Source organism: Sporosarcina cascadiensis (assembly GCF_009650995.1).
Classification (GTDB): domain Bacteria; phylum Bacillota; class Bacilli; order Bacillales_A; family Planococcaceae; genus Sporosarcina; species Sporosarcina cascadiensis.
Genome location: NZ_WHVV01000001.1, coordinates 35,806 through 53,650 on the forward strand (window position 1 = coordinate 35,806; position 17,845 = coordinate 53,650).

General features: G+C 45.1%; 21 protein-coding genes. 1 reads left to right on the plus strand and 20 read right to left on the minus strand.

Going from position 1 to position 17,845, the window contains the following annotated elements; genetic code table 11:
• Positions 1–14: 14 nt before the first annotated feature.
• Both dapB and GDZ68_RS00170 read right to left on the minus strand, forming a co-directional pair.
• A complete protein-coding gene (dapB, locus tag GDZ68_RS00165) occupies positions 15–815 on the minus strand; it encodes a 4-hydroxy-tetrahydrodipicolinate reductase (RefSeq protein ID WP_153720255.1) in 801 nt (266 codons plus the stop codon).
• The gene (locus GDZ68_RS00170) at positions 815–1,150 is read right to left on the minus strand and encodes a nucleotide pyrophosphohydrolase (RefSeq protein WP_153720256.1); all 336 of its coding nucleotides are present in this window, start codon (positions 1,148–1,150) and stop codon (positions 815–817) included. Before GDZ68_RS00170 ends, dapB begins: the two co-directional genes overlap by 1 nt.
• A 105-nt stretch (positions 1,151–1,255) precedes the next feature.
• Between GDZ68_RS00170 and GDZ68_RS00175 the strand changes: the two genes are divergently transcribed.
• Positions 1,256–2,128, plus strand: a complete 873-nt coding sequence (locus GDZ68_RS00175) for a YitT family protein (RefSeq protein WP_153720257.1) — start codon at positions 1,256–1,258, stop codon at positions 2,126–2,128.
• 49 nt (positions 2,129–2,177) lie between these two features.
• Here the strand turns inward: GDZ68_RS00175 and GDZ68_RS00180 are convergent, their stop codons facing one another.
• The 18 genes from GDZ68_RS00180 to GDZ68_RS00265 form a co-directional block, all read right to left on the minus strand.
• Positions 2,178–2,852, minus strand: a complete 675-nt coding sequence (locus GDZ68_RS00180; RefSeq protein ID WP_153720258.1) for a zinc metallopeptidase — start codon at positions 2,850–2,852, stop codon at positions 2,178–2,180.
• A gap of 65 nt (positions 2,853–2,917) precedes the next feature.
• Entirely contained in the window at positions 2,918–3,517 is a 600-nt protein-coding gene (gene lhaT, locus GDZ68_RS00185) for a lipoprotein heptaprenylglyceryl N-acetyltransferase LhaT (protein WP_228550963.1), read from the minus strand.
• 211 nt (positions 3,518–3,728) lie between these two features.
• The gene (locus tag GDZ68_RS00190) at positions 3,729–4,496 is read right to left on the minus strand and encodes a menaquinol-cytochrome c reductase cytochrome b/c subunit (RefSeq protein WP_153720260.1); all 768 of its coding nucleotides are present in this window, start codon (positions 4,494–4,496) and stop codon (positions 3,729–3,731) included.
• Positions 4,497–4,547: 51 nt separating this feature from the next.
• Complete coding sequence (gene qcrB, locus GDZ68_RS00195) at positions 4,548–5,222, minus strand: menaquinol-cytochrome c reductase cytochrome b subunit (RefSeq protein WP_029053030.1); 675 nt, start codon at positions 5,220–5,222, stop codon at positions 4,548–4,550.
• 22 nt (positions 5,223–5,244) lie between these two features.
• Positions 5,245–5,748, minus strand: a complete 504-nt coding sequence (locus GDZ68_RS00200) for a ubiquinol-cytochrome c reductase iron-sulfur subunit (protein WP_153720261.1) — start codon at positions 5,746–5,748, stop codon at positions 5,245–5,247.
• Positions 5,749–6,052: 304 nt separating this feature from the next.
• The gene (locus tag GDZ68_RS00205; protein ID WP_194841004.1) at positions 6,053–6,514 is read right to left on the minus strand and encodes a DUF2487 family protein; all 462 of its coding nucleotides are present in this window, start codon (positions 6,512–6,514) and stop codon (positions 6,053–6,055) included.
• A 91-nt stretch (positions 6,515–6,605) separates the two neighbouring features.
• The gene (locus GDZ68_RS00210) at positions 6,606–7,160 is read right to left on the minus strand and encodes a ReoY family proteolytic degradation factor (protein ID WP_153720263.1); all 555 of its coding nucleotides are present in this window, start codon (positions 7,158–7,160) and stop codon (positions 6,606–6,608) included.
• A gap of 1 nt (position 7,161) precedes the next feature.
• Complete coding sequence (locus tag GDZ68_RS00215; RefSeq protein WP_153720264.1) at positions 7,162–8,427, minus strand: tetratricopeptide repeat protein; 1,266 nt, start codon at positions 8,425–8,427, stop codon at positions 7,162–7,164.
• A gap of 27 nt (positions 8,428–8,454) precedes the next feature.
• Positions 8,455–9,750: a 3-phosphoshikimate 1-carboxyvinyltransferase gene (gene aroA, locus GDZ68_RS00220; RefSeq protein ID WP_153720265.1), complete on the minus strand. Its 1,296-nt coding sequence runs from the start codon at positions 9,748–9,750 to the stop codon at positions 8,455–8,457.
• Between the two features lie 33 nt (positions 9,751–9,783).
• Positions 9,784–10,896: a prephenate dehydrogenase gene (locus GDZ68_RS00225; protein WP_153720266.1), complete on the minus strand. Its 1,113-nt coding sequence runs from the start codon at positions 10,894–10,896 to the stop codon at positions 9,784–9,786.
• Between the two features lie 12 nt (positions 10,897–10,908).
• Positions 10,909–12,000, minus strand: coding sequence for a histidinol-phosphate transaminase (gene hisC, locus GDZ68_RS00230; RefSeq protein ID WP_153720267.1), 1,092 nt, complete (start codon positions 11,998–12,000; stop codon positions 10,909–10,911).
• Between the two features lie 32 nt (positions 12,001–12,032).
• Entirely contained in the window at positions 12,033–12,398 is a 366-nt protein-coding gene (gene aroH, locus GDZ68_RS00235; protein ID WP_153720268.1) for a chorismate mutase, read from the minus strand.
• Positions 12,395–13,501: a 3-dehydroquinate synthase gene (gene aroB, locus GDZ68_RS00240; protein ID WP_153720269.1), complete on the minus strand. Its 1,107-nt coding sequence runs from the start codon at positions 13,499–13,501 to the stop codon at positions 12,395–12,397. Before aroB ends, aroH begins: the two co-directional genes overlap by 4 nt.
• Before the next feature lies 1 nt (position 13,502).
• A complete protein-coding gene (gene aroC / locus GDZ68_RS00245; protein ID WP_153720270.1) occupies positions 13,503–14,684 on the minus strand; it encodes a chorismate synthase in 1,182 nt (393 codons plus the stop codon).
• 25 nt (positions 14,685–14,709) lie between these two features.
• Entirely contained in the window at positions 14,710–15,480 is a 771-nt protein-coding gene (locus tag GDZ68_RS00250; protein ID WP_153720271.1) for a CheR family methyltransferase, read from the minus strand.
• Positions 15,481–15,596: 116 nt separating this feature from the next.
• On the minus strand, positions 15,597–16,043 hold the full coding sequence (ndk, locus tag GDZ68_RS00255; RefSeq protein ID WP_153720272.1) for a nucleoside-diphosphate kinase: 447 nt from the start codon (positions 16,041–16,043) through the stop codon (positions 15,597–15,599).
• Between the two features lie 91 nt (positions 16,044–16,134).
• Complete coding sequence (locus tag GDZ68_RS00260) at positions 16,135–17,109, minus strand: polyprenyl synthetase family protein (RefSeq protein WP_153720273.1); 975 nt, start codon at positions 17,107–17,109, stop codon at positions 16,135–16,137.
• Between the two features lie 27 nt (positions 17,110–17,136).
• Positions 17,137–17,832, minus strand: a complete 696-nt coding sequence (locus GDZ68_RS00265) for a demethylmenaquinone methyltransferase (RefSeq protein ID WP_153720274.1) — start codon at positions 17,830–17,832, stop codon at positions 17,137–17,139.
• Between the last annotated feature and the right edge of the window lie 13 nt (positions 17,833–17,845).

The window sequence follows — 17,845 nt, forward strand, 5'->3', positions numbered from 1 at the left end:
CCTCACTGGGATGTTTAATCGATAATCTTTTCCAGTCCGTAAACGAACTGAGTTGTTGAGACTGCTTCACGGATCGCCAGCAAAATTCCCGGCGCAAACGATTTACGGTCAAATGAATCGTGGCGGATTTTCAGCAATTCCCCTTCTCCCCCAAGCAATACTTCCTGATGGGCAAGCAATCCGGGCAATCGGATACTGTGAATTTTCATTCCTTCAACGTCTGCTCCCCGTGCTCCTGCCATCTTTTCCTGTTCTTCCGGGTGTCCCTGAATATGCGCTGCACGGACTTCGCGGATCATTTCAGCTGTTTTTACTGCAGTCCCGGACGGTGCATCCAGTTTCCGGTCATGATGCATTTCCAGTATTTCAATATCACCTAAATAGCGGGCTGCCTGCTGTGCAAATTTCATCATCAAGACTGCTCCGATTGAAAAGTTCGGCGCAATAATACAGCTTTTCTGCTGCTCTTTTGATAGAGATTCTAAGTCCGTCAGCATTTCCGCCGTTAATCCGGATGTCCCGATGACGACATGCAGACCAAGTGTCAGTGCCTCACTGGCGTTGGCAAAAACTGCGTCAGGATCTGTCACATCAAGCAGGATATCGGGATGATGCGCTGCGTTCAGTGCGGAAAGTGATGTATAGATCGGAACTCCGCCTTCCATATCTGTTACCGTTTCATTATGTAGAAATTCCCCGTCATGTTTATAATCAAGTGCTGCCACAACCTCTATATCCGCCGCTTCGCCTGCTGCAAGCACCGCCGTTCCACCCATACGTCCGCGGGCGCCTGCTATTGCTAATTTGATTGTCATTACAATTCCTCCTTTTTGGTCCAGCGGTCTGCATCTCTCGTTTTGAATTTATCCATTACGGTATCCAGCGCTTCGGTCAAATTAATATTCTGTGAGTTGGCAAAACAAATCAGGACGAATAAAAGATCTCCTGTTTCTTCTTCCAGTGTCCGTACTGCTTCGGTTGACTTCTTTTTCTTCATGCCGTAGCGGTCCTGCACTTCGCGGGACAGTTCGCCAAGCTCTTCTGTCAGCCGGGCCATCAGTTCCATTGGCGGAAAGTAGCCTTCTTTAAAGCCTGTTATGTATGTATCGACTTCTTGCTGTAATTGTACCATTGTTTTCGTTGTTTCCATGCGGTATCAGCTCCCCTTCCTATCGTATGCATTTCGTTGACTATTGTCAAAATAAAATATTTGGGACATACTGTTATTATTGTTCGAATTAAAGGAGTGTTGTCTTTGTTCAGTGGCATTCGTATACGGAATATATTATTAATTATACTAGGGGCAGCTATTTTCAGTTTCGGATTGGTGAATTTTACGATTCAGCATGAGCTGGCCGAGGGTGGATTTACGGGGATTACACTTATTTTGCTTTTTGCGTTTCAATGGGACCCTGCCTTAATGAACCTGGTGCTGAATATTCCGATGTTCTTTCTCGGATGGAAGATGCTTGGGAGACGGGCGTTTATTTATACCGTTATCGGAACGGTCGCTGTTTCTGTTTTCATTAAGATTTTTATGAAATACCAAGTGGAGATCCATATGGAGGGCGATTTATTCCTAGTTTCTTTATTTGCAGGTGTCTTCATCGGTGTCGGTCTCGGTATTATTTTCAGAAGCGGCGGAACGACAGGCGGTTCAGACATTATTGCAAGACTTGCTCATAAAAAGTACGGCATCACCATGGGAAAAACGATGTTTGCATTTGATGCGGCAGTCATTTTGCTGTCATGGGCTGTGTACTTGGATTATCGCTCGATGATGTATACATTGGTCGCCCTGTTTGTCGGCGCGCGAGTCATTGATTTCGTTCAGGAAGGTGCCTATTCAGCCCGCGGGGCATTTATAATCACCAATTATCCTGATGAGCTGGCAGAGATGATCAGCACCGTGATGGACCGAGGTGTGACAGTCTTTAAAGGATATGGACATTTCTCCAAAGCTGACCGTGAAATACTTTATTGCGTGGTCGGCAAGAACGAAATGATCCGTTTGAAGAATATCATTAATTCAGTCGACCCCGAAGCATTCGTATCCTTAATGGAAGTCCACGACGTAATGGGCGAAGGCTTTACATTGGACGAGCAAAAGCGTCCGATACAAGATTAAAGGCCGCCCGCTAAGCGGACGGCCTTTAATTTATATAAACTTCTAATAATCAGTCGCGGCTTGTGAAAATTAATAACAAACGCACTAGCTCCAGAACAGCCACTGCAGTAGCAGCAACATACGTCATAGCAGCAGCGCTCAATACTTTCTTTGCCAATGGTTCTTCTTCGTTGCGGATGATTCCGTGTGCAACAATTTGATCCATAGCACGTGAAGAAGCATTGAATTCTACAGGCAAAGTAACAACCTGGAATAAAACTCCTACAGCCATCAATAAAATCCCAATCCCAAGCAAAGAGTTCATACTCGAGAAAATTATGCCGATCATAATGAACACCCATGAAGCGTTCGACGTCAAGCTGGCAACAGGCGCCAGTCTGTGTCGGAAGCGCAGAAATGCATACGCTTCTTTATCTTGAATTGCATGGCCCACTTCGTGCGCGGCAATTGCGGTCCCTGCAACCGATGCTTCGTGATAGTTACTTGAAGATAATGCAACAATTTTAGTCATTGGATTGTAGTGGTCACTAAGGAATCCTTTGCTCTCCACCACTTTCACATCATGTAAACCATTTTGGTCTAAAATAAGACGAGCCACTTGCGCTCCTGTCATACCTGACGTAGAAGCTACTTTCGAGTATTTCTTATATGTGCTTTTCACTTTAAATTGCGCATAGAGCGGAAGCAATATAATAATACCTAAATAGATCAAGAACAAGCCGATCTCTCCCCTTTCTTTCTACTCTAATTTTATAATGTTTACTTGCTTACTGCAACTTTTAACTACGGTCAGTTCTGAAGCGAAGCGCGTCTCGAGTTCAGGCTCCCAATAGCAATTCCGATACACGCAATCGACATCCAGAACGTGAAATAGCCGATTTGCGGACTGTACTTCATGAGATCGTGGTAAATTGGCATTTGGCCGAATACATAATCGATCACATCATTATGCAAGGTCCAAATCGCAGCGATGGCGATATGCCAGCCGTTGAATCGATAATTCGGCAAGTACAGTATTCCCTGCAGCGCCATTGCAAAATGGGAGCCGATCAGCATCCACCCAACCCAGCCGATCGATCCTGTTTCTGCCAGAGTCAGTAAATTCATGACGACTGCCCAGATACCATACTTCACCAGTGTGATAAGTGCGAGCGCTTCCATTAACTTGAAATGACGTTTCATCAGCCAGCCGATAATGGCGAAACAGAAAAACAATGTAGCGGTCGGGCTGTCCGGCACGAAGATCCAAAACTTCGGTTCCGTTATTTCCAGCTGCCACATATACCAGTCATATCCGTAAACCGTGCCAAATATATTAATGAAGAGCAGAATCCACAAAAAAGATTTGTGAGACAAAGTTATCCAGAGCTGCGTGAATAAAATACGCAAAAACAATCCCCCTTACTTTTTAATGTATTTGTATGTATGCCTTTGCGGCAAGCCCTCCAGTGCCTGTCGAGACTAAACGGCGCTTTACACTTTAGATACATCCAGCTGCAGATGCCAGCTCCTCGGGTCGTTTCGGCCTGTCGGAGCTAAACGGCATCTTCCGCTTTAGAATTCTATATAAAAAAAGAGTCAGTTTCCTGACTCTTTTTTCTTACTTAGTATTCAAACCTTCAATGAACTCAGCAAGCACTTGAAGATCTTCATCTGAACCTTCCCATGTACCAGGAGGCATTCCTCCACGGCCTTCATGGGCAATGTTTATAATTTCATCTGCTGTCATACCTGTATTCGTCAATGGCAAGCCCAGTCCGCCTTGGAATGAGTCACCGTGACAGCCAATACAGGAAGAACCTTGGTAGATTTCATACCCCTCAGCCGTTTCATCAAATTCTACTTCATCAACGATTGCACCTTGAACTTTTGCAGCTTCCCAGTCATGGTTAGCAACTGATTCCCAAGTCAGGTAGAAAATCGCCAAGAATGAAAGAATCATGAATCCTGTTGGCAATGGACGTTTAAATGGACGTCTCTCTTTTGTAGTATCCATAAAAGGAACCAACATTAAAGCCATAAATGCCAATCCTGGAATGATGATGGCACCGACCACGTTGAAAGGACCGGATGCGAATTCATATTTCAGTAATTGATACATGAATAGGAAATACCAGTCTGGAACCGGTATATACATAGTATCCGTCGGGTCCGCTTGACGCTCAAGCGGAGACGGGTGTGCAAGTGTGACAATCAGATAACCAATTAAGAAAACGGCTCCAATCATCCACTCTTTCAATAGAAAGTTTGGCCAGAATGCTTCGGTTTTACCCGGATATTCTGAGTAATCCTTTGGTGTATTCGGCATTTTGTTTGAAGCTTTGATGCGCGAATCCCCAACAAATTTCATCCCTTTTCCGCGGTGCATGTTATTCCCTCCTTCTTAAATTTCAGATGACCCTAACCAAAAAATTGGTTCTTATAGTGGTCCGGAAATACCTTGTCTTCTGATCATGATAAAGTGTGCTGCAAGCAACCCAAGCAAAGCAGCCGGTAGGAAAAATACATGAATCGCGAAGAATCTTGTTAACGTCTGCGCACCTAAAATTGTGGAATCACCAGCGAGAAGAATCTTGATCTGTTCTCCGATGAAAGGTACAGACGCGGCAATCTCAATCCCAACTTTTGTTGCAAATAATGCTTTCATATCCCAAGGCAATAGATATCCTGTGAATCCAAGACCCAGCATTACGCCGAAAATCAGCACACCGACGATCCAGTTCAATTCACGAGGCTTCTTATAAGACCCTGTAAAGAATACACGCAAAGTATGTAGGAACATCATAACAATAACTAACGAAGCTCCCCAGTGGTGCATTCCACGCACAAGTTCACCGAATGCAACATCATTTTGAAGGTAGAAAACTGATTTCCATGCGTTTTCGATATCCGGTGTGTAATACATTGTCAGGAACATACCAGACAAGATTTGAATCACCGTTACGAAGAACGTCAAACCTCCGAAACAATAGATGAATGCAGAAAAATGATGTGCAGGGTTTACGTGCTCAGGTACTTCATGGTCAGCGATGTCTCGCCATATTGGAGTGATGTCTAACCGTTCATCCACCCAATCGTAAATTTTATTTAACACTGCGTTCGTACCCCCTTACCCTTTAGACTAATGTGTTCGGTATTGTTGCACCAAGATAGACAAATCCGTCGACGATTTCCACTTCATACTCATCAAGCGGTCCAAGCGGCGGTGTTCCTGGTATGTTTTGACCATTCTTTTTGTAACGTCCTGCGTGACATGGGCAGAAAAACTCATTTTTATGCTCGTCGCCTTCCCAGTTTACTGTACACCCAAGGTGCTTACAGACTGGAGAAAGTGCGATGACCTTGTCGCCTTCTTTGTAGACCCAAGCTGTGTTTGATTCGTCAGAAGTATACCATGCATCTTGTCGGTCTTTGATTGTATAGTCTACTCGAACCGGAGTTTCTGTCAACTCAGCCTCTTTTTGTGGTGTCGGGATAAAATCCGAACTGCCAGCACTCGCCAATACAGGATCAATTGCAAAGCGAATCATCGGCATCAGCATCGCAGAAGCCATGAACCCACCAGTTCCCATTAGTGTATAGCTCAGGAACGTGCGTCTAGACACTTTATTGCTCATCAGTAATTTCCCTCCTCTTACTCCAAAGTCAGTCCCACGGACATTCTTTTGCTAATTGTAATACTAGGACATATCTATGATATATCAAGATGAAAGTAAATTCAATAATGCTTTTAGTAGGCCTTTAAGTTTGTGAACAAATATTAAGATTTGGTGACAAACGAGAACAGTTCTTCAAACTTTCTCAAATAGAAGGTTCAAATGAGCGATACAGCCTGAAAAGACTTTAGAAAAAGAAGATTTACTTGTCAGCCTGCACAAGAATGAATTTTCCTCCAGTCTTTACTGTTGCACTAAAAACTAGTTTTCATTCATTTACTTGCTGTCCATTCCATTTATCCATGAAATGAGTCAGCACTTGTCTCAGCTGGTCTTCCATGATGGTCTGGCGCAGATGGTCGTCCATTGTTTCAAGCGGTATAGAAGGCAGCCAGATGACTTTCTCATCGGTGGAAACGCTTGTCCACTTCGGATCAGTAGTCAGATAGAAAATATGCGGGAAAGAAGATTTCTTCAAATCCCCGGAGAGTGTATCCGCCAGCTGCTGAATATCTGTTGACTGTGTATACGATACAGGAGGCAGGAACATCATCCGTCCTTTGAATTGTTTTTCGATGAATTTAGAAAGATTCATCAGAAATTCTGAGGAGGACGCACTATTTTTCATTGTTTCCGGCTTCGTATCGACTGCAATCAGCGGCACTACTACGGTGTCAATATACTCTTTTTGGCTAATATATGTATCCACATCTTTTGGAATCCAGTTCATATTCATTCCTCCCTCAGTGCTCCATAAAGTTTAGCGCATATTTTACCGCAAGGCAAACCAATGACTTCACCGAATGTGGCGAAGTCATTGGTCACTGGTCCTTATCTTTTTTCATTTCATTCAGAAGTGCCGTCAAGCTGATAAAAAGTTCGCGATCCCCTTTATCCAGCGCTTCATCGATTCGTTTCATCAGCATCTCATTCGTCATCAGCGTCACGCTTTCTTCCAGCAGACGCTCAGCGATTTCCTGATCCTTCCGTTTAGTCAGAAGGTCTTCTGGAAGGTATGGATTCTCTTCTGCAACACTGGCATATTCCGGACACTTATTGCTGTTTTTGAAATTTAGCTGAATGTACATCTTTTCATCCGGATGAAGCCGTAAGTCGTGAAACGATTTTTCAGCATCCGCAGTCATTAAGTTTCCTTTATAAAACCGAAATGGAATACTGTCTACTTCCGTGGTGGAAATAATCATTGCCCTCGGACAATGATGAGCTTCGTCTGTAAAGTGTACATTGGTCAATAAATGCTCATTGCTAAGAAGATAATTTAAAATCCATACACATTCCCGGCGCTTCAGCCGATAGCGCTTTAAAAACCACCTTAAAAAGTCTTTCTTAGCGGTTACAGGAACCATGGCATTCATTTCACACCTCCTCTTCAGATTGCCCTTCTAGATATACTGTCCATTCTTCTGCTTGGGGTGCAATTTCAACGAGCTGACGAATAACCTTCAGTGCTTCAGTCTGCTTGCCTTCTTCCAATAAATATCTTGCATACTGATCCATGAAGCCCGGATCCTCCTGCATTCCATCATATGCTTTCTTGTACATTTCATATGCCTCATTATAGCTTTCTGTCCGTTCATATGCATAGGCCATGAACGCATGAAGCAGCGGTATTTCTAATTGATCCGCTTCTGAATAGGTCAGTAATTCAATTAAAGCACCGTCATCTTCCTGCTGATCATACAGAGAAGCAAGCGTAACGAGGGCATCAATATATTCAGGGTCCAGAACAAGTGCCTCTTTCAGATAGCGTTCTGCTTCTTGCGGCAGCTGAAGTTTCAGGGCAGACTTCCCTGCTGCCAGCTGAAGTTCTTTGTCATAGGCATCCCGCTCAATACCCTTCTGGAACAGTTTCAGCGCCTGTGCATCTTCATTCAGATGGGCATGGCTTTGCCCCGCCAGCATATAGGCCGAGAAATAGTCAGGGTCCATTTCAAGCAGTTGTTCAAGCTTGCTGAGCGCATCCGTATATTGCTCTGTCTGATAATATGCCAGTCCGAGTCCAAATAATTCATTTGGATTCGTTTCCTGATCCAGCAGTTCTTCATAGTAAGGAATGGCTTCCTCATAAGCTGCTCCTGCACTATACGCTTCTGCGAGACGTGAAGACAGGCGTACACCCGCCAGTTCATCCGCCTTCTCATGCAGCTTCTGATAGATTCTGACCGCTTCACTGTATCTGCCCGAATCCAGCAGCAACTCTGCCTCTGCCAGCTGAATCACCGGTTCGTGAGGAGCAAGCGCGCTCGCTTCACGCACTTTAGAAAGTGCTGTTTCTGCAAGACCGATCGTCTGATAATAATCCGCCTGCGCCAGCAATGCCTGCGCATACTCTTCTTCTTCCGGCTTGATTTCCGTCAGTAAAAGCAATGCATCATCTTCTTCGCCCAGTTCCAGAAGCACTGCAGCACGGTCGATTTTCAGCTGTGCTTCATCCGGGAAGAACTCAAGCAGCTGAGAGAAAACAGCGTCCGCCTGGCTGAGAAAACCATATTCTATAAAAAGATTTGCCGCATCATACAACTGATCAAACTCTGTTGTGGCTTGAAGTTTTTCTATTCTATCGTTGAGAGATTTCAGATCCCCGTCCAATAAAAACTGCTCCAGTTCCTGCAAACTATTCATTATTTCACCTGAGCTTTCTGTAAATCTTTATGTGTTCACTAGTCCTTCCAGATCTTCAAAGAATTGCGGATAGGAAATCGCAATACAGGAAGCGTCATCAATATGGACAGGGCCGTCAGTGATCAGACCCGAAACAGCCGCCATCATACCGAGACGGTGGTCGCCGTATGAGGCCAGGGTCGCGCCCTTCAGCACTGTAGGACCAGTGATAATCATTCCGTCCGGCGTCGTCTCGATATTGGCACCCAGCTTCCCGAGTTCCGCCGCGACCGCCTCGATTCGGTCCGTTTCTTTCACCCGAAGCTCTTCCGCGTCCTTAATTACTGTCCGGCCCTCCGCCTGCGTCGCCAGCAGAGCGAGTACGGGCAGTTCGTCAATCAGTCTCGGGATGAGTTCACCGCCGATTTCCGTCGCTTTCAGCTTCGAATGCCGGATTCTGACAGTACCATAACGTTCGCCGTCAAGTCCTAGTTCGTCTGACAGCTCCATCTGGACACCCATTGCGTCCAATACGTCCAGTATACCTGTTCGTGTAGGATTCAATCCAACCTTTTCAAACGAAACGTCGCTGTCTGCTGTCATTGCTGCAGCAACCATAAAGAAAGCCGCAGATGATATATCTCCCGGCACTACCACGTCTGTACCGGTCAATTGCTGTCCTCCTTTGATTGAAATCGTCTTTCCTTCTTGTGAAATTTCAGCGCCGAATTGGCGCAGCATGCGTTCTGTATGGTCTCGTGAAATATCTGTTTCCGTAATGACCGTCACACCTTCCGCTTGAAGCCCTGCCAATAAAACAGCGGATTTCACTTGAGCACTCGCTACAGGCATCCGGTAATCGATCGCCTGCAGTTTTGTTCCTTGTACAGTAAGCGGTAAGTAATCTTCATGCTCTTCACTGGCAATATCTGCACCCATCAAGGCTAATGGCGCTGTTACACGCTTCATTGGACGTTTGGTTAAATATTGATCGCCACGCACCGTGGACGTCACAGATGATCCCGCTAAAATACCTAGCATAAGACGGGCTGTGGTACCGGAATTTCCAGCGTCAAGCGTCTCATCTGGTGTTTTCCATCCGTCAATCCCGGGGCTGTCCACTTGAACAGAGGTCCCTTCCCGCGTAATTAAAACCCCCAGCTGCTGAAACATGCTGATCGTGCTCAGACAGTCCTCGCCGTCGAGGAAACCTGTGATAGATGTCTTCCCTTTCGCAATTGAACCAAGCATCACCGCACGATGAGAAATGGATTTATCTCCTGGTACTTCCAACGTTCCCCGGAGGACAGGCTGTTCGAATGAAACCGTCTTTTTTTCCGTCATTTCGCTCTCCTCCTAACAAATGAAATTGCTGTATCAAAGTACATGCATTGAATAATCCGTCTCCTGTGAAAGAACTTGACGGGCACGTTTTCTCTCGGCTGCCGATTGGAAACTGACTACTAAAATACCATATACGTCTGTTCTCGTTTCTACGATTCGAATATTCGTCAAACTGATATCCGCCTCTGCGAGAATCTTTGTGATTTCAGAAATTACCCCCGGATGGTCAGGTACATCGATATGCAAATCAAAAGTCATATAAAGTGCACCCTGAGTGGCACCGTCGTATGTTGAAGGCAACTGATCGCGGTATTCTTTTGCCTGATTAAAGAAATTGTATATATGATCAGAATTATTTTCCACCAGCATCGCGCGGATATTATTCATCTCTCCCAGCCAGCCGTCTACCTGCGACAGCAGCTCTTCCCGATTTTGAATGGTAATATCCCGCCACATAACGGGATCGGCAGAAGCTATGCGTGTCAGATCGCGAAATCCGCCTGCCGCAAGTCTTTTGACGAAGGGCTGTCCTTCTTCCTGTGCGGCTAAACGGCCAACGAGTGAAGACGCGACGATATGCGGAAAGTGGCTGATGATCGCAGTCATACGGTCATGTTCTTCCGCCTGCAGAACAATCAATTTTGCTTTTGTCGATTCCAGCACATTTTCAAGCCGGGTGATTTGTTCTTCCGTTGTGGAATCAGCAGGCGTCAAAATATAATATGCATTTTCAAAAAGATGCTCCAGCGCAGCGGATACACCGCTTTTATGTGAACCTGCCATCGGATGACCTCCGATGAAATGGATGCCTTTCTTTTTAAGCACCTCCGCAGCCTGCATAATAGGCTTTTTGGTGCTTCCTGTATCCGAGACAATCGCATTCTCTCTAAAATTCCAATTAACCGCTTCCTCAAAAAGAGCGACCGTCGTATTTACCGGCGTCGCAAAAATGACAAAGTCAGCCTGCTCGCAGGCTGATTTTGCTGAAGGCGCGACCGTGTCAATGATTCCTCTGCGAAATGCTTCGTCTGCAGTCGCATAGGAACGGTCAAAACCGGTTACATGTACATCGGGATTCCGTTTCAGCGCCAGTCCGAGAGATCCTCCGATCAGGCCGAGTCCTATAATACTTACAGTAGTTTTCATCGTCATCTATCCTTACTTTTTAGTTAATAATACATCGAACGCTTTGAATAAATCCGTGTTCTGCTGTGTTGTTCCTATCGTAATCCGGACAAATCCCGGCGTTCCAAGCAAATTGCCGCTGCGTACGATGAATCCTTGCTGCAACAGCACTTCACAAGCTACATCTGCATCCACGGGCACTTCGATCAACACAAAATTCGTCTCGGAAGGATAGATGGCAAGCGAGTTCTTCTTTGCATACTCTGTATACCTTTTCCGTTCTTTGTCATTTTTCGATACACAGTCCTGCAAAAATTGCTGATCCCCGAGTGCCACTTCTGCGACAGCCAGTGCAAGTGAGTTATTATTGAAGGGATTTCGCACCTTATTCAGTTCTGCGACATGGTCTTTATTCATCACAGCATACCCTAAACGGAAGCTGGCAAGACCGTACGCTTTAGAGAATGTGCGCATGACCATCAAGTTGTCGTAGTCGTGGATCCATTTTAATGAATCTTCTTGATTCGGAGCCGTCACATATTCAAAGTACGCTTCATCCAGCACAACTAATGCTGTTTTAGGTGCACGGTCCAGGAAGTCTTTTACCGATTGACTTGACAGCAGATTGCCAGTGGGATTATTCGGATTGCACACCCAGATAATTGCTGTTTCTTCATCCGCTGCCCGTAAAAAACCTTCTAAGTCATGATCACCATTTTCAAGAACAGGAACTGCCCGCACCTCTGCGCCTTCAATTTTTGCGTTATGCGCATATTGAGGGAAAGTCACATCAGCCATTACAGTGTTTGAACCGGCCTGGAGTAAAGCGCGGGAAAGAATCGTCACCATTTCATCGGAGCCGTTGCTGAAAATAATTTCAGATGGATCTATTTGATGGAACTCCGCTAATTTTTTTCGCAGACCTGCTGTATAAACATCCGGATACATCTCAAATTGATCCGCCTTTGAACGCAAATATTCCGCAACAGCGGGAGATGAACCGTAGGGATTTTCATTGGATGCCAGCTTGTTTACTTCCTGGAGTCCATATGTACGTTTCACTTCATTTATCGAACGTCCTGGTGCATAAGGTTTCATAGTTGATAAGACAGGCTTCCATTTCATAAGCCGGGTCACCTTCCTTTATAAATAATAAATTATTTCTGCAGATCCGGCCGCAGCTGAACTGCATTATTTTGATAAATATGCTGAATCTCATGCTGTTTTTTCTCACTATTAACATTCATCATGACACGAATACATTTACGCATAGAGCCGGGTACATCAATTTCATGTGTACACATGACCGGTACGTAAGCCCATCCTTCAATGGAACGAATTGATTTAGCAGGAAATGCTGCCTTCAAGTCCACCGTCGTCGAAACAATGACAGATGCAATATCCTCTGGCTCAAATCCATTAGTTTCCGCCATTTCCAGCACCAATTGTTCTGTTGACGATAAAATCTCCTGTGCGTCGTCCCGTTCAACAGTCGTTGCGCCTCTAATACCCCTAACCGTCACACAATCCCCCCGCTTTCCAGTCTTTGCTTAAACTCTTCATATACTTCCTGACATTGCGCTGTGCTGATTTCCTGAACAAAAGGCTGTCCGGCTTCCTTGAGCAAAACAAAATTCATTTTCCCGAATGAAGCCTTTTTATCTTTCTGCATATAAGACAGCAGCTCTTCAAACGGATAAGAAAATACCCGCTCAAATGTATAACCGTTGTCTTTGGCAAATTGCAGATAACGATTTGTATATTCCGGAAGAATATCACCGTGTTTTTCACTCAAAATAAACGCGTAGCCCATCCCGATCATGACACATTCTCCGTGACTAAGACTGCCGTATCCTGACGCAGCCTCAATAGCGTGTCCGAATGTATGGCCAAAGTTTAAAAACTTTCGAGTGGAATGCTCGAATTCATCTTCTCCGACGATTTGCGCTTTCACTTTAATTCCCCGCAGCAGTTCTTTCTGCAGCCATTCAATTGAAGGTGCTGAAAACTGCTGTTCTTTGAGAAGTTCATCAGACCAGTCCGCATCTGAAATAAAAGCATGCTTGATCAGTTCTGCCATCCCGGATCGCATTTCTGAAGCTGGCAGTGTCTCGAATACATTGGTATTAAACAGCACTGCAGCGGGCTGGTGGAAGGACCCGACCATATTCTTTCCTTCCGGCATATTGATCGCCGTCTTGCCGCCTACAGCACTGTCATGTGCCAGTACCGTAGTAGGACATTGGATAAAACGGATTCCCCGCATAAATGTTGCTGCCACGAAACCCGTTAAATCACCGCAGGCGCCCCCGCCAAATGCCAGGAGAACAGAGTTCCGTGTAAATCCTTCATTCAGCAAAAACGACTGACAATCCACATAGACATCAGGGGCTTTACAGCGTTCCCCGCCCGGCACAATCTTGACTGAAACTGTCCGGCCTGTTTTAGCCAGTGCGTCCTGCAGCAAAGGCAAGTGCAATTCTGCCACATGTGCATCTGCAATAATTCCGATTTTATCTGCACTGCTGATAAAATCAGCGTATTCAGTCGCGAACAGCTCGTAAGTATTGGAACCGACATGGACATTGTACGTATGTTCTTTGACGGAAACGGTTAATTTCTCCATCTTAAAACTCCTTTACATACTGTCTATATTGCTCAATATCTTTTTGAAGACCGTCCATTGTATCGGAACGGAATTCGTCCATAATCGCTTTTGCCATTTCTGTCGCAATGACATGCTCCGCTACAACAGAAGCTGCCGGCACTGCACAAGGGTCAGAGCGCTCAATGGTCGCAACAAATGATTCTTTCGTATCAATGTCGACACTTTCAAGCGGTTTATAGAGCGTAGGGATCGGTTTCATAACTCCACGCACCACAATAGGCATTCCCGTAGTCATTCCGCCTTCCAGGCCGCCTAAACGATTGGACTTGCGGTAATAGCCCAACTCATCATTCCATCCGATTTCGTCATGCACTTCACTGCCCGGCATTTTAGCCATGTCAAACCCAAGACCCACTTCCACACCTTTAAATGCATTGATACTCATCATAGCACCGGCTAATTTACCGTCCATCTTGCGGTCGAACTGCACATAGCTGCCGATTCCCGGCGGGCATCCCTCGATCATTACTTCAACGACACCGCCAAGCGTATCTCCACGCTTTTTAATAGCATCAATCGCTTCCGTCATTTTAACGGAGGCTTCTTTATCCGCACAGTAAACAGGATCTCCTTCTACGATTTCACGCAGCTCTTCCATAGATAAATTTGCGTAAGCAGCGGGATTCGTTTCAATTCCTCCGATTTCCGTCACATGTGCAACTGTATGGATGCCTAATTGGTTTAAAAACTGCTTCGCCACAGCACCAATCGCTACCCGCATCGTCGTTTCCCGTGCAGATGAACGCTCCAGTACATTTCGTAGATCACGGTGGCCGTATTTCATGCCGCCGACTAAATCCGCATGACCCGGACGGGGTCTGGTAATTTGTCGTTTCACATCTTCAGGATTTACATCTTCTCCGAGCGGTTCTACTCCCATAATGGATGTCCAGTGCTTCCAGTCGTCATTTACAACTGTCAAAGTGACCGGTGAGCCGATTGTCTTGCCGTGGCGTACGCCTGAGGAAATTTCCACGCGGTCTTTTTCAATTTGCATACGGCGTCCTCTTCCGTGTCCGCCCTGTCTTCTTATTAGTTCTTTGTTAATCATTTCAGCCGTCAATTCCATCTGTGCAGGAAGTCCTTCGATGATGGCTGTTAATTGCGGACCGTGTGATTCTCCAGCTGTGATAAACCGCATGTTCTGTTCCTCCTTCTATATAAGTTTATTTTTTACGGTAGAAAAAAGTATCCATTGATTCGAAACCGTATTTTTCAGGATTAAATATCTGCTCTGTACTGCCAACAAATAACACTCCGCCCGGCTTCAATGCTTTCGAGAAGTTTGAATAAATTTGATCTTTCGCTTCTTCAGTGAAATAAATCATGACATTCCGGCACACGATTAAATCATAATTTATGTCATAACGGTCTTCCAACAGATTATGCTGTTTAAACGTGACGGTTTTTTTGATTTCATCAGACACTTGATAAGACTGTCCTTCTTTGATGAAATATTTAGCGACAACCGATTTCGGTACTTCCTTCAATGAACGTTCGCCATATAATCCGACTTTCGCCCGGTCGATGACACCCAAATCCAAGTCGGTGGCCAGAATGGAAATATCGCGCAGCGGCATGTGTGAGGATAATACCATTGCCAGAGAATACGGCTCCTCGCCTGTTGAGCAGGCTGCACTCCATACCTTCAAACGTTTATTTTGCTGCAAAAGCTCCGGCAGAATCTTTTTCTCCAGCACGTTCCAGCGCACTGCGTTGCGGTAAAATTCTGACACATTAATCGTCATGCGGTCCAAAAATTCATCCAACAGCTCTTGATTGGATTGAATCGCCTGAAAATATTCTTTGAAATCTTTAAATCCCTTTTTCTCATATAAAGAAGTGAGTCTTCGTTTCATCTGGGCTTCTTTATATAATGATAAGTCAATGCCGGTTTTCTTTTTGATTCCTTGAATCAAAATAGAATAATCAGACATTTCGAGTCCCCCCTCTGCTGCCTATCTTTCTATGTACGTTCCTATTATAACGGAAAATGTATAGCGTATGTATAACAAAAACAGCCAGGCGAAATTCGCTCGGCTGTTTTTGGCAATTAGTTAATCCAGCTGTTCACTGTTTTGTCATAAGTCACAAGCTCTTCTTCTTTAAAGAACAAGTTGATCTCGCGGCTTGCTGACTCAGATGAATCTGAACCGTGAATGATATTTTTGCCTACAGTAACAGCGAAATCTCCACGGATAGTTCCTGGCGCTGATTCTTTTGGATTCGTAGCACCCATCATTAAGCGTGCAGTCGAGATGACGTTTTCGCCTTCCCACACCATTGCGAAAACTGGTCCGGAAGTGATGAACTCTACAAGCTCTCCGAAAAACGGACGCTCTTTGTGCTCACCGTAATGCTGTTCTGCAAGTTCTTGAGAAATGTTCATTAATTTCCCGCCAACTAATTGATACCCTTTGTCTTCAAAACGTCCGACAATTTCACCTATAAGGTTACGTTGTACGCCGTCTGGCTTTACCATTAAAAATGTTCTTTCCATCTGTCAAACACTCCTTCATCTGTCTATCTGGGAAATACCCTTTTAAATCGTACCATTGACGCCTTTTTCTTTCAACTAATAACAAAATCCGTCAGTATTTCCGCTGGCCGATGAAATCAGCAATTTGAATGAGTGCCTTTTTGGACTTGCCGTCCGACAGTCCTTCAAGTTCTTTCAGCGCTTTCGCCAGATAAAGATCGCTGACGTGCTGCGCTTTTTCAATTGCGCTGCTCTGTCGGATGTACTGCAGCATCTGCTGACGTTCTTCTTCCGGCATATTTCCTGTAAATGCCTGTTCCATGTACGGCTTAAATTCTTCATCGTCTTTTATGTATAAAATCGGCAGCGTAATATGGCCGTTCAATAAATCGCTGCCCGCTGGTTTCCCCAGTTGAGAGTCCGTTGAAATGATGTCCAGAATATCGTCAACAATTTGAAAAGCCATGCCTGTAAAGTAGCCATATCGCCGAAGCTTTCGGACGGTTTCGATGTCAGCATTCGCACTGAGTGCACCCAATTCACAACTGGATGCGAGCAATAACGCGGTCTTGCGTTTGATGCGCTGCAAATAATCCCGCAGATTCTGATCTGTCTGCCGCTGAAAATCAATCTGAATGATTTCCCCTTTACAGATCTCCAGCATGGTTTCGGCTAAAATACCGTGTACTGATTCCTTTTCAATCCCGCCGATAGATGTCAGCGCACGGGAAAAAATGAAATCTCCTGCATACATCGCCACCCGGTTATTCCACTTCGCTTTCACTGTCTCAAGGCCCCGGCGCATGTCTGAGTCATCGATGACATCATCGTGCACCAGCGAAGCCATATGTATCAATTCCAGTGACACGGCCACTTTGGAAGCATTGTTAAGAGAGTAATTGCCAAATTGCGCAGCCAGAATGACAAAGATCGGGCGGATGCGTTTCCCGCCCGCCTTCAGCAGATGCAAAGAAGCTTGACGAACAATGGGAGAAGAAGATTGCACGGAGCGCTCAAGTTCTTTTTCAATATAGGCCACATCTTTTCGGAAATCCGTATAAAGTGACATTAACTTAATTTTTTCCAAACCAATTACCTTCTCCCGTGTACTCTTTTATTTGAAAGCGATATGGCCAGCTGCCGCACCGCCGCTATAGGACTTGTATGATACCTCATCGAAGCCGGCATCTACAAACAGCTGGGCAAGCTCCTTCATGTCCGGAAAATCATTCGCCGATTCCTGCAGCCAGGAATATTCTTTATAGCTTTTCGCGAAAATTTTACCGAAAAGCGGCATGATGTATTTGAAATATAAACGGAATACTTGGCGATAGACAGGAATCTTCGACTGAGAAGTCTCCAGACAAACTGCCATGCCGCCCGGTTTTAATACTCTGCGCATTTCTTTTAAAACAGTCAAATAATCCGGCACATTCCGCAAACCGAATCCAATCGTCACATAATCGAATGAATGATCTGGGAAAGGAAGGGACATGGCATTTCCCTGTACGAGTGTCAGGTTCGGGTAAGGAGCCACCTTGTCTTTTCCCGATGCAAGCATATTGGCACTGAAATCCAATCCTGTTACTTCCCCTTCAGGTCCTGCTGCCTTAGCCAGTGCCACTGTCCAGTCTGCTGTCCCGCAGCAAACGTCCAGCGCTTTTGCACCCGGCTGCACATTCATACGGAGCATTATATCGTTACGCCATTTGATATGCTGATTGAAACTGATTACAGAATTCATTTTATCATAATCTGTCGAGATTTTTTCAAAGACGTTATGAACTTTCTCTTCTTTTGAAAGTGTCACGAGTTGGTCCCTT

Excerpts from the sequence above, each read along its gene's own strand:
- dapB (WP_153720255.1), bottom strand. The coding sequence starts at position 815 with ATGACAATCAAATTAGCAATAGCAGGCGCCCGCGGACGTATGGGTGGA.
- GDZ68_RS00170 (WP_153720256.1), bottom strand. The coding sequence starts at position 1,150 with ATGGAAACAACGAAAACAATGGTACAATTACAGCAAGAAGTCGATACA.
- GDZ68_RS00190 (WP_153720260.1), bottom strand. The coding sequence starts at position 4,496 with ATGCACCGCGGAAAAGGGATGAAATTTGTTGGGGATTCGCGCATCAAA.
- GDZ68_RS00205 (WP_194841004.1), bottom strand. The coding sequence starts at position 6,514 with ATGAACTGGATTCCAAAAGATGTGGATACATATATTAGCCAAAAAGAG.
- GDZ68_RS00210 (WP_153720263.1), bottom strand. The coding sequence starts at position 7,160 with ATGAATGCCATGGTTCCTGTAACCGCTAAGAAAGACTTTTTAAGGTGG.
- GDZ68_RS00215 (WP_153720264.1), bottom strand. The coding sequence starts at position 8,427 with ATGAATAGTTTGCAGGAACTGGAGCAGTTTTTATTGGACGGGGATCTG.
- aroA (WP_153720265.1), bottom strand. The coding sequence starts at position 9,750 with ATGACGGAAAAAAAGACGGTTTCATTCGAACAGCCTGTCCTCCGGGGA.
- GDZ68_RS00225 (WP_153720266.1), bottom strand. The coding sequence starts at position 10,896 with ATGAAAACTACTGTAAGTATTATAGGACTCGGCCTGATCGGAGGATCT.
- hisC (WP_153720267.1), bottom strand. The coding sequence starts at position 12,000 with ATGAAATGGAAGCCTGTCTTATCAACTATGAAACCTTATGCACCAGGA.
- aroB (WP_153720269.1), bottom strand. The coding sequence starts at position 13,501 with ATGGAGAAATTAACCGTTTCCGTCAAAGAACATACGTACAATGTCCAT.
- aroC (WP_153720270.1), bottom strand. The coding sequence starts at position 14,684 with ATGCGGTTTATCACAGCTGGAGAATCACACGGTCCGCAATTAACAGCC.
- GDZ68_RS00250 (WP_153720271.1), bottom strand. The coding sequence starts at position 15,480 with ATGTCTGATTATTCTATTTTGATTCAAGGAATCAAAAAGAAAACCGGC.
- ndk (WP_153720272.1), bottom strand. The coding sequence starts at position 16,043 with ATGGAAAGAACATTTTTAATGGTAAAGCCAGACGGCGTACAACGTAAC.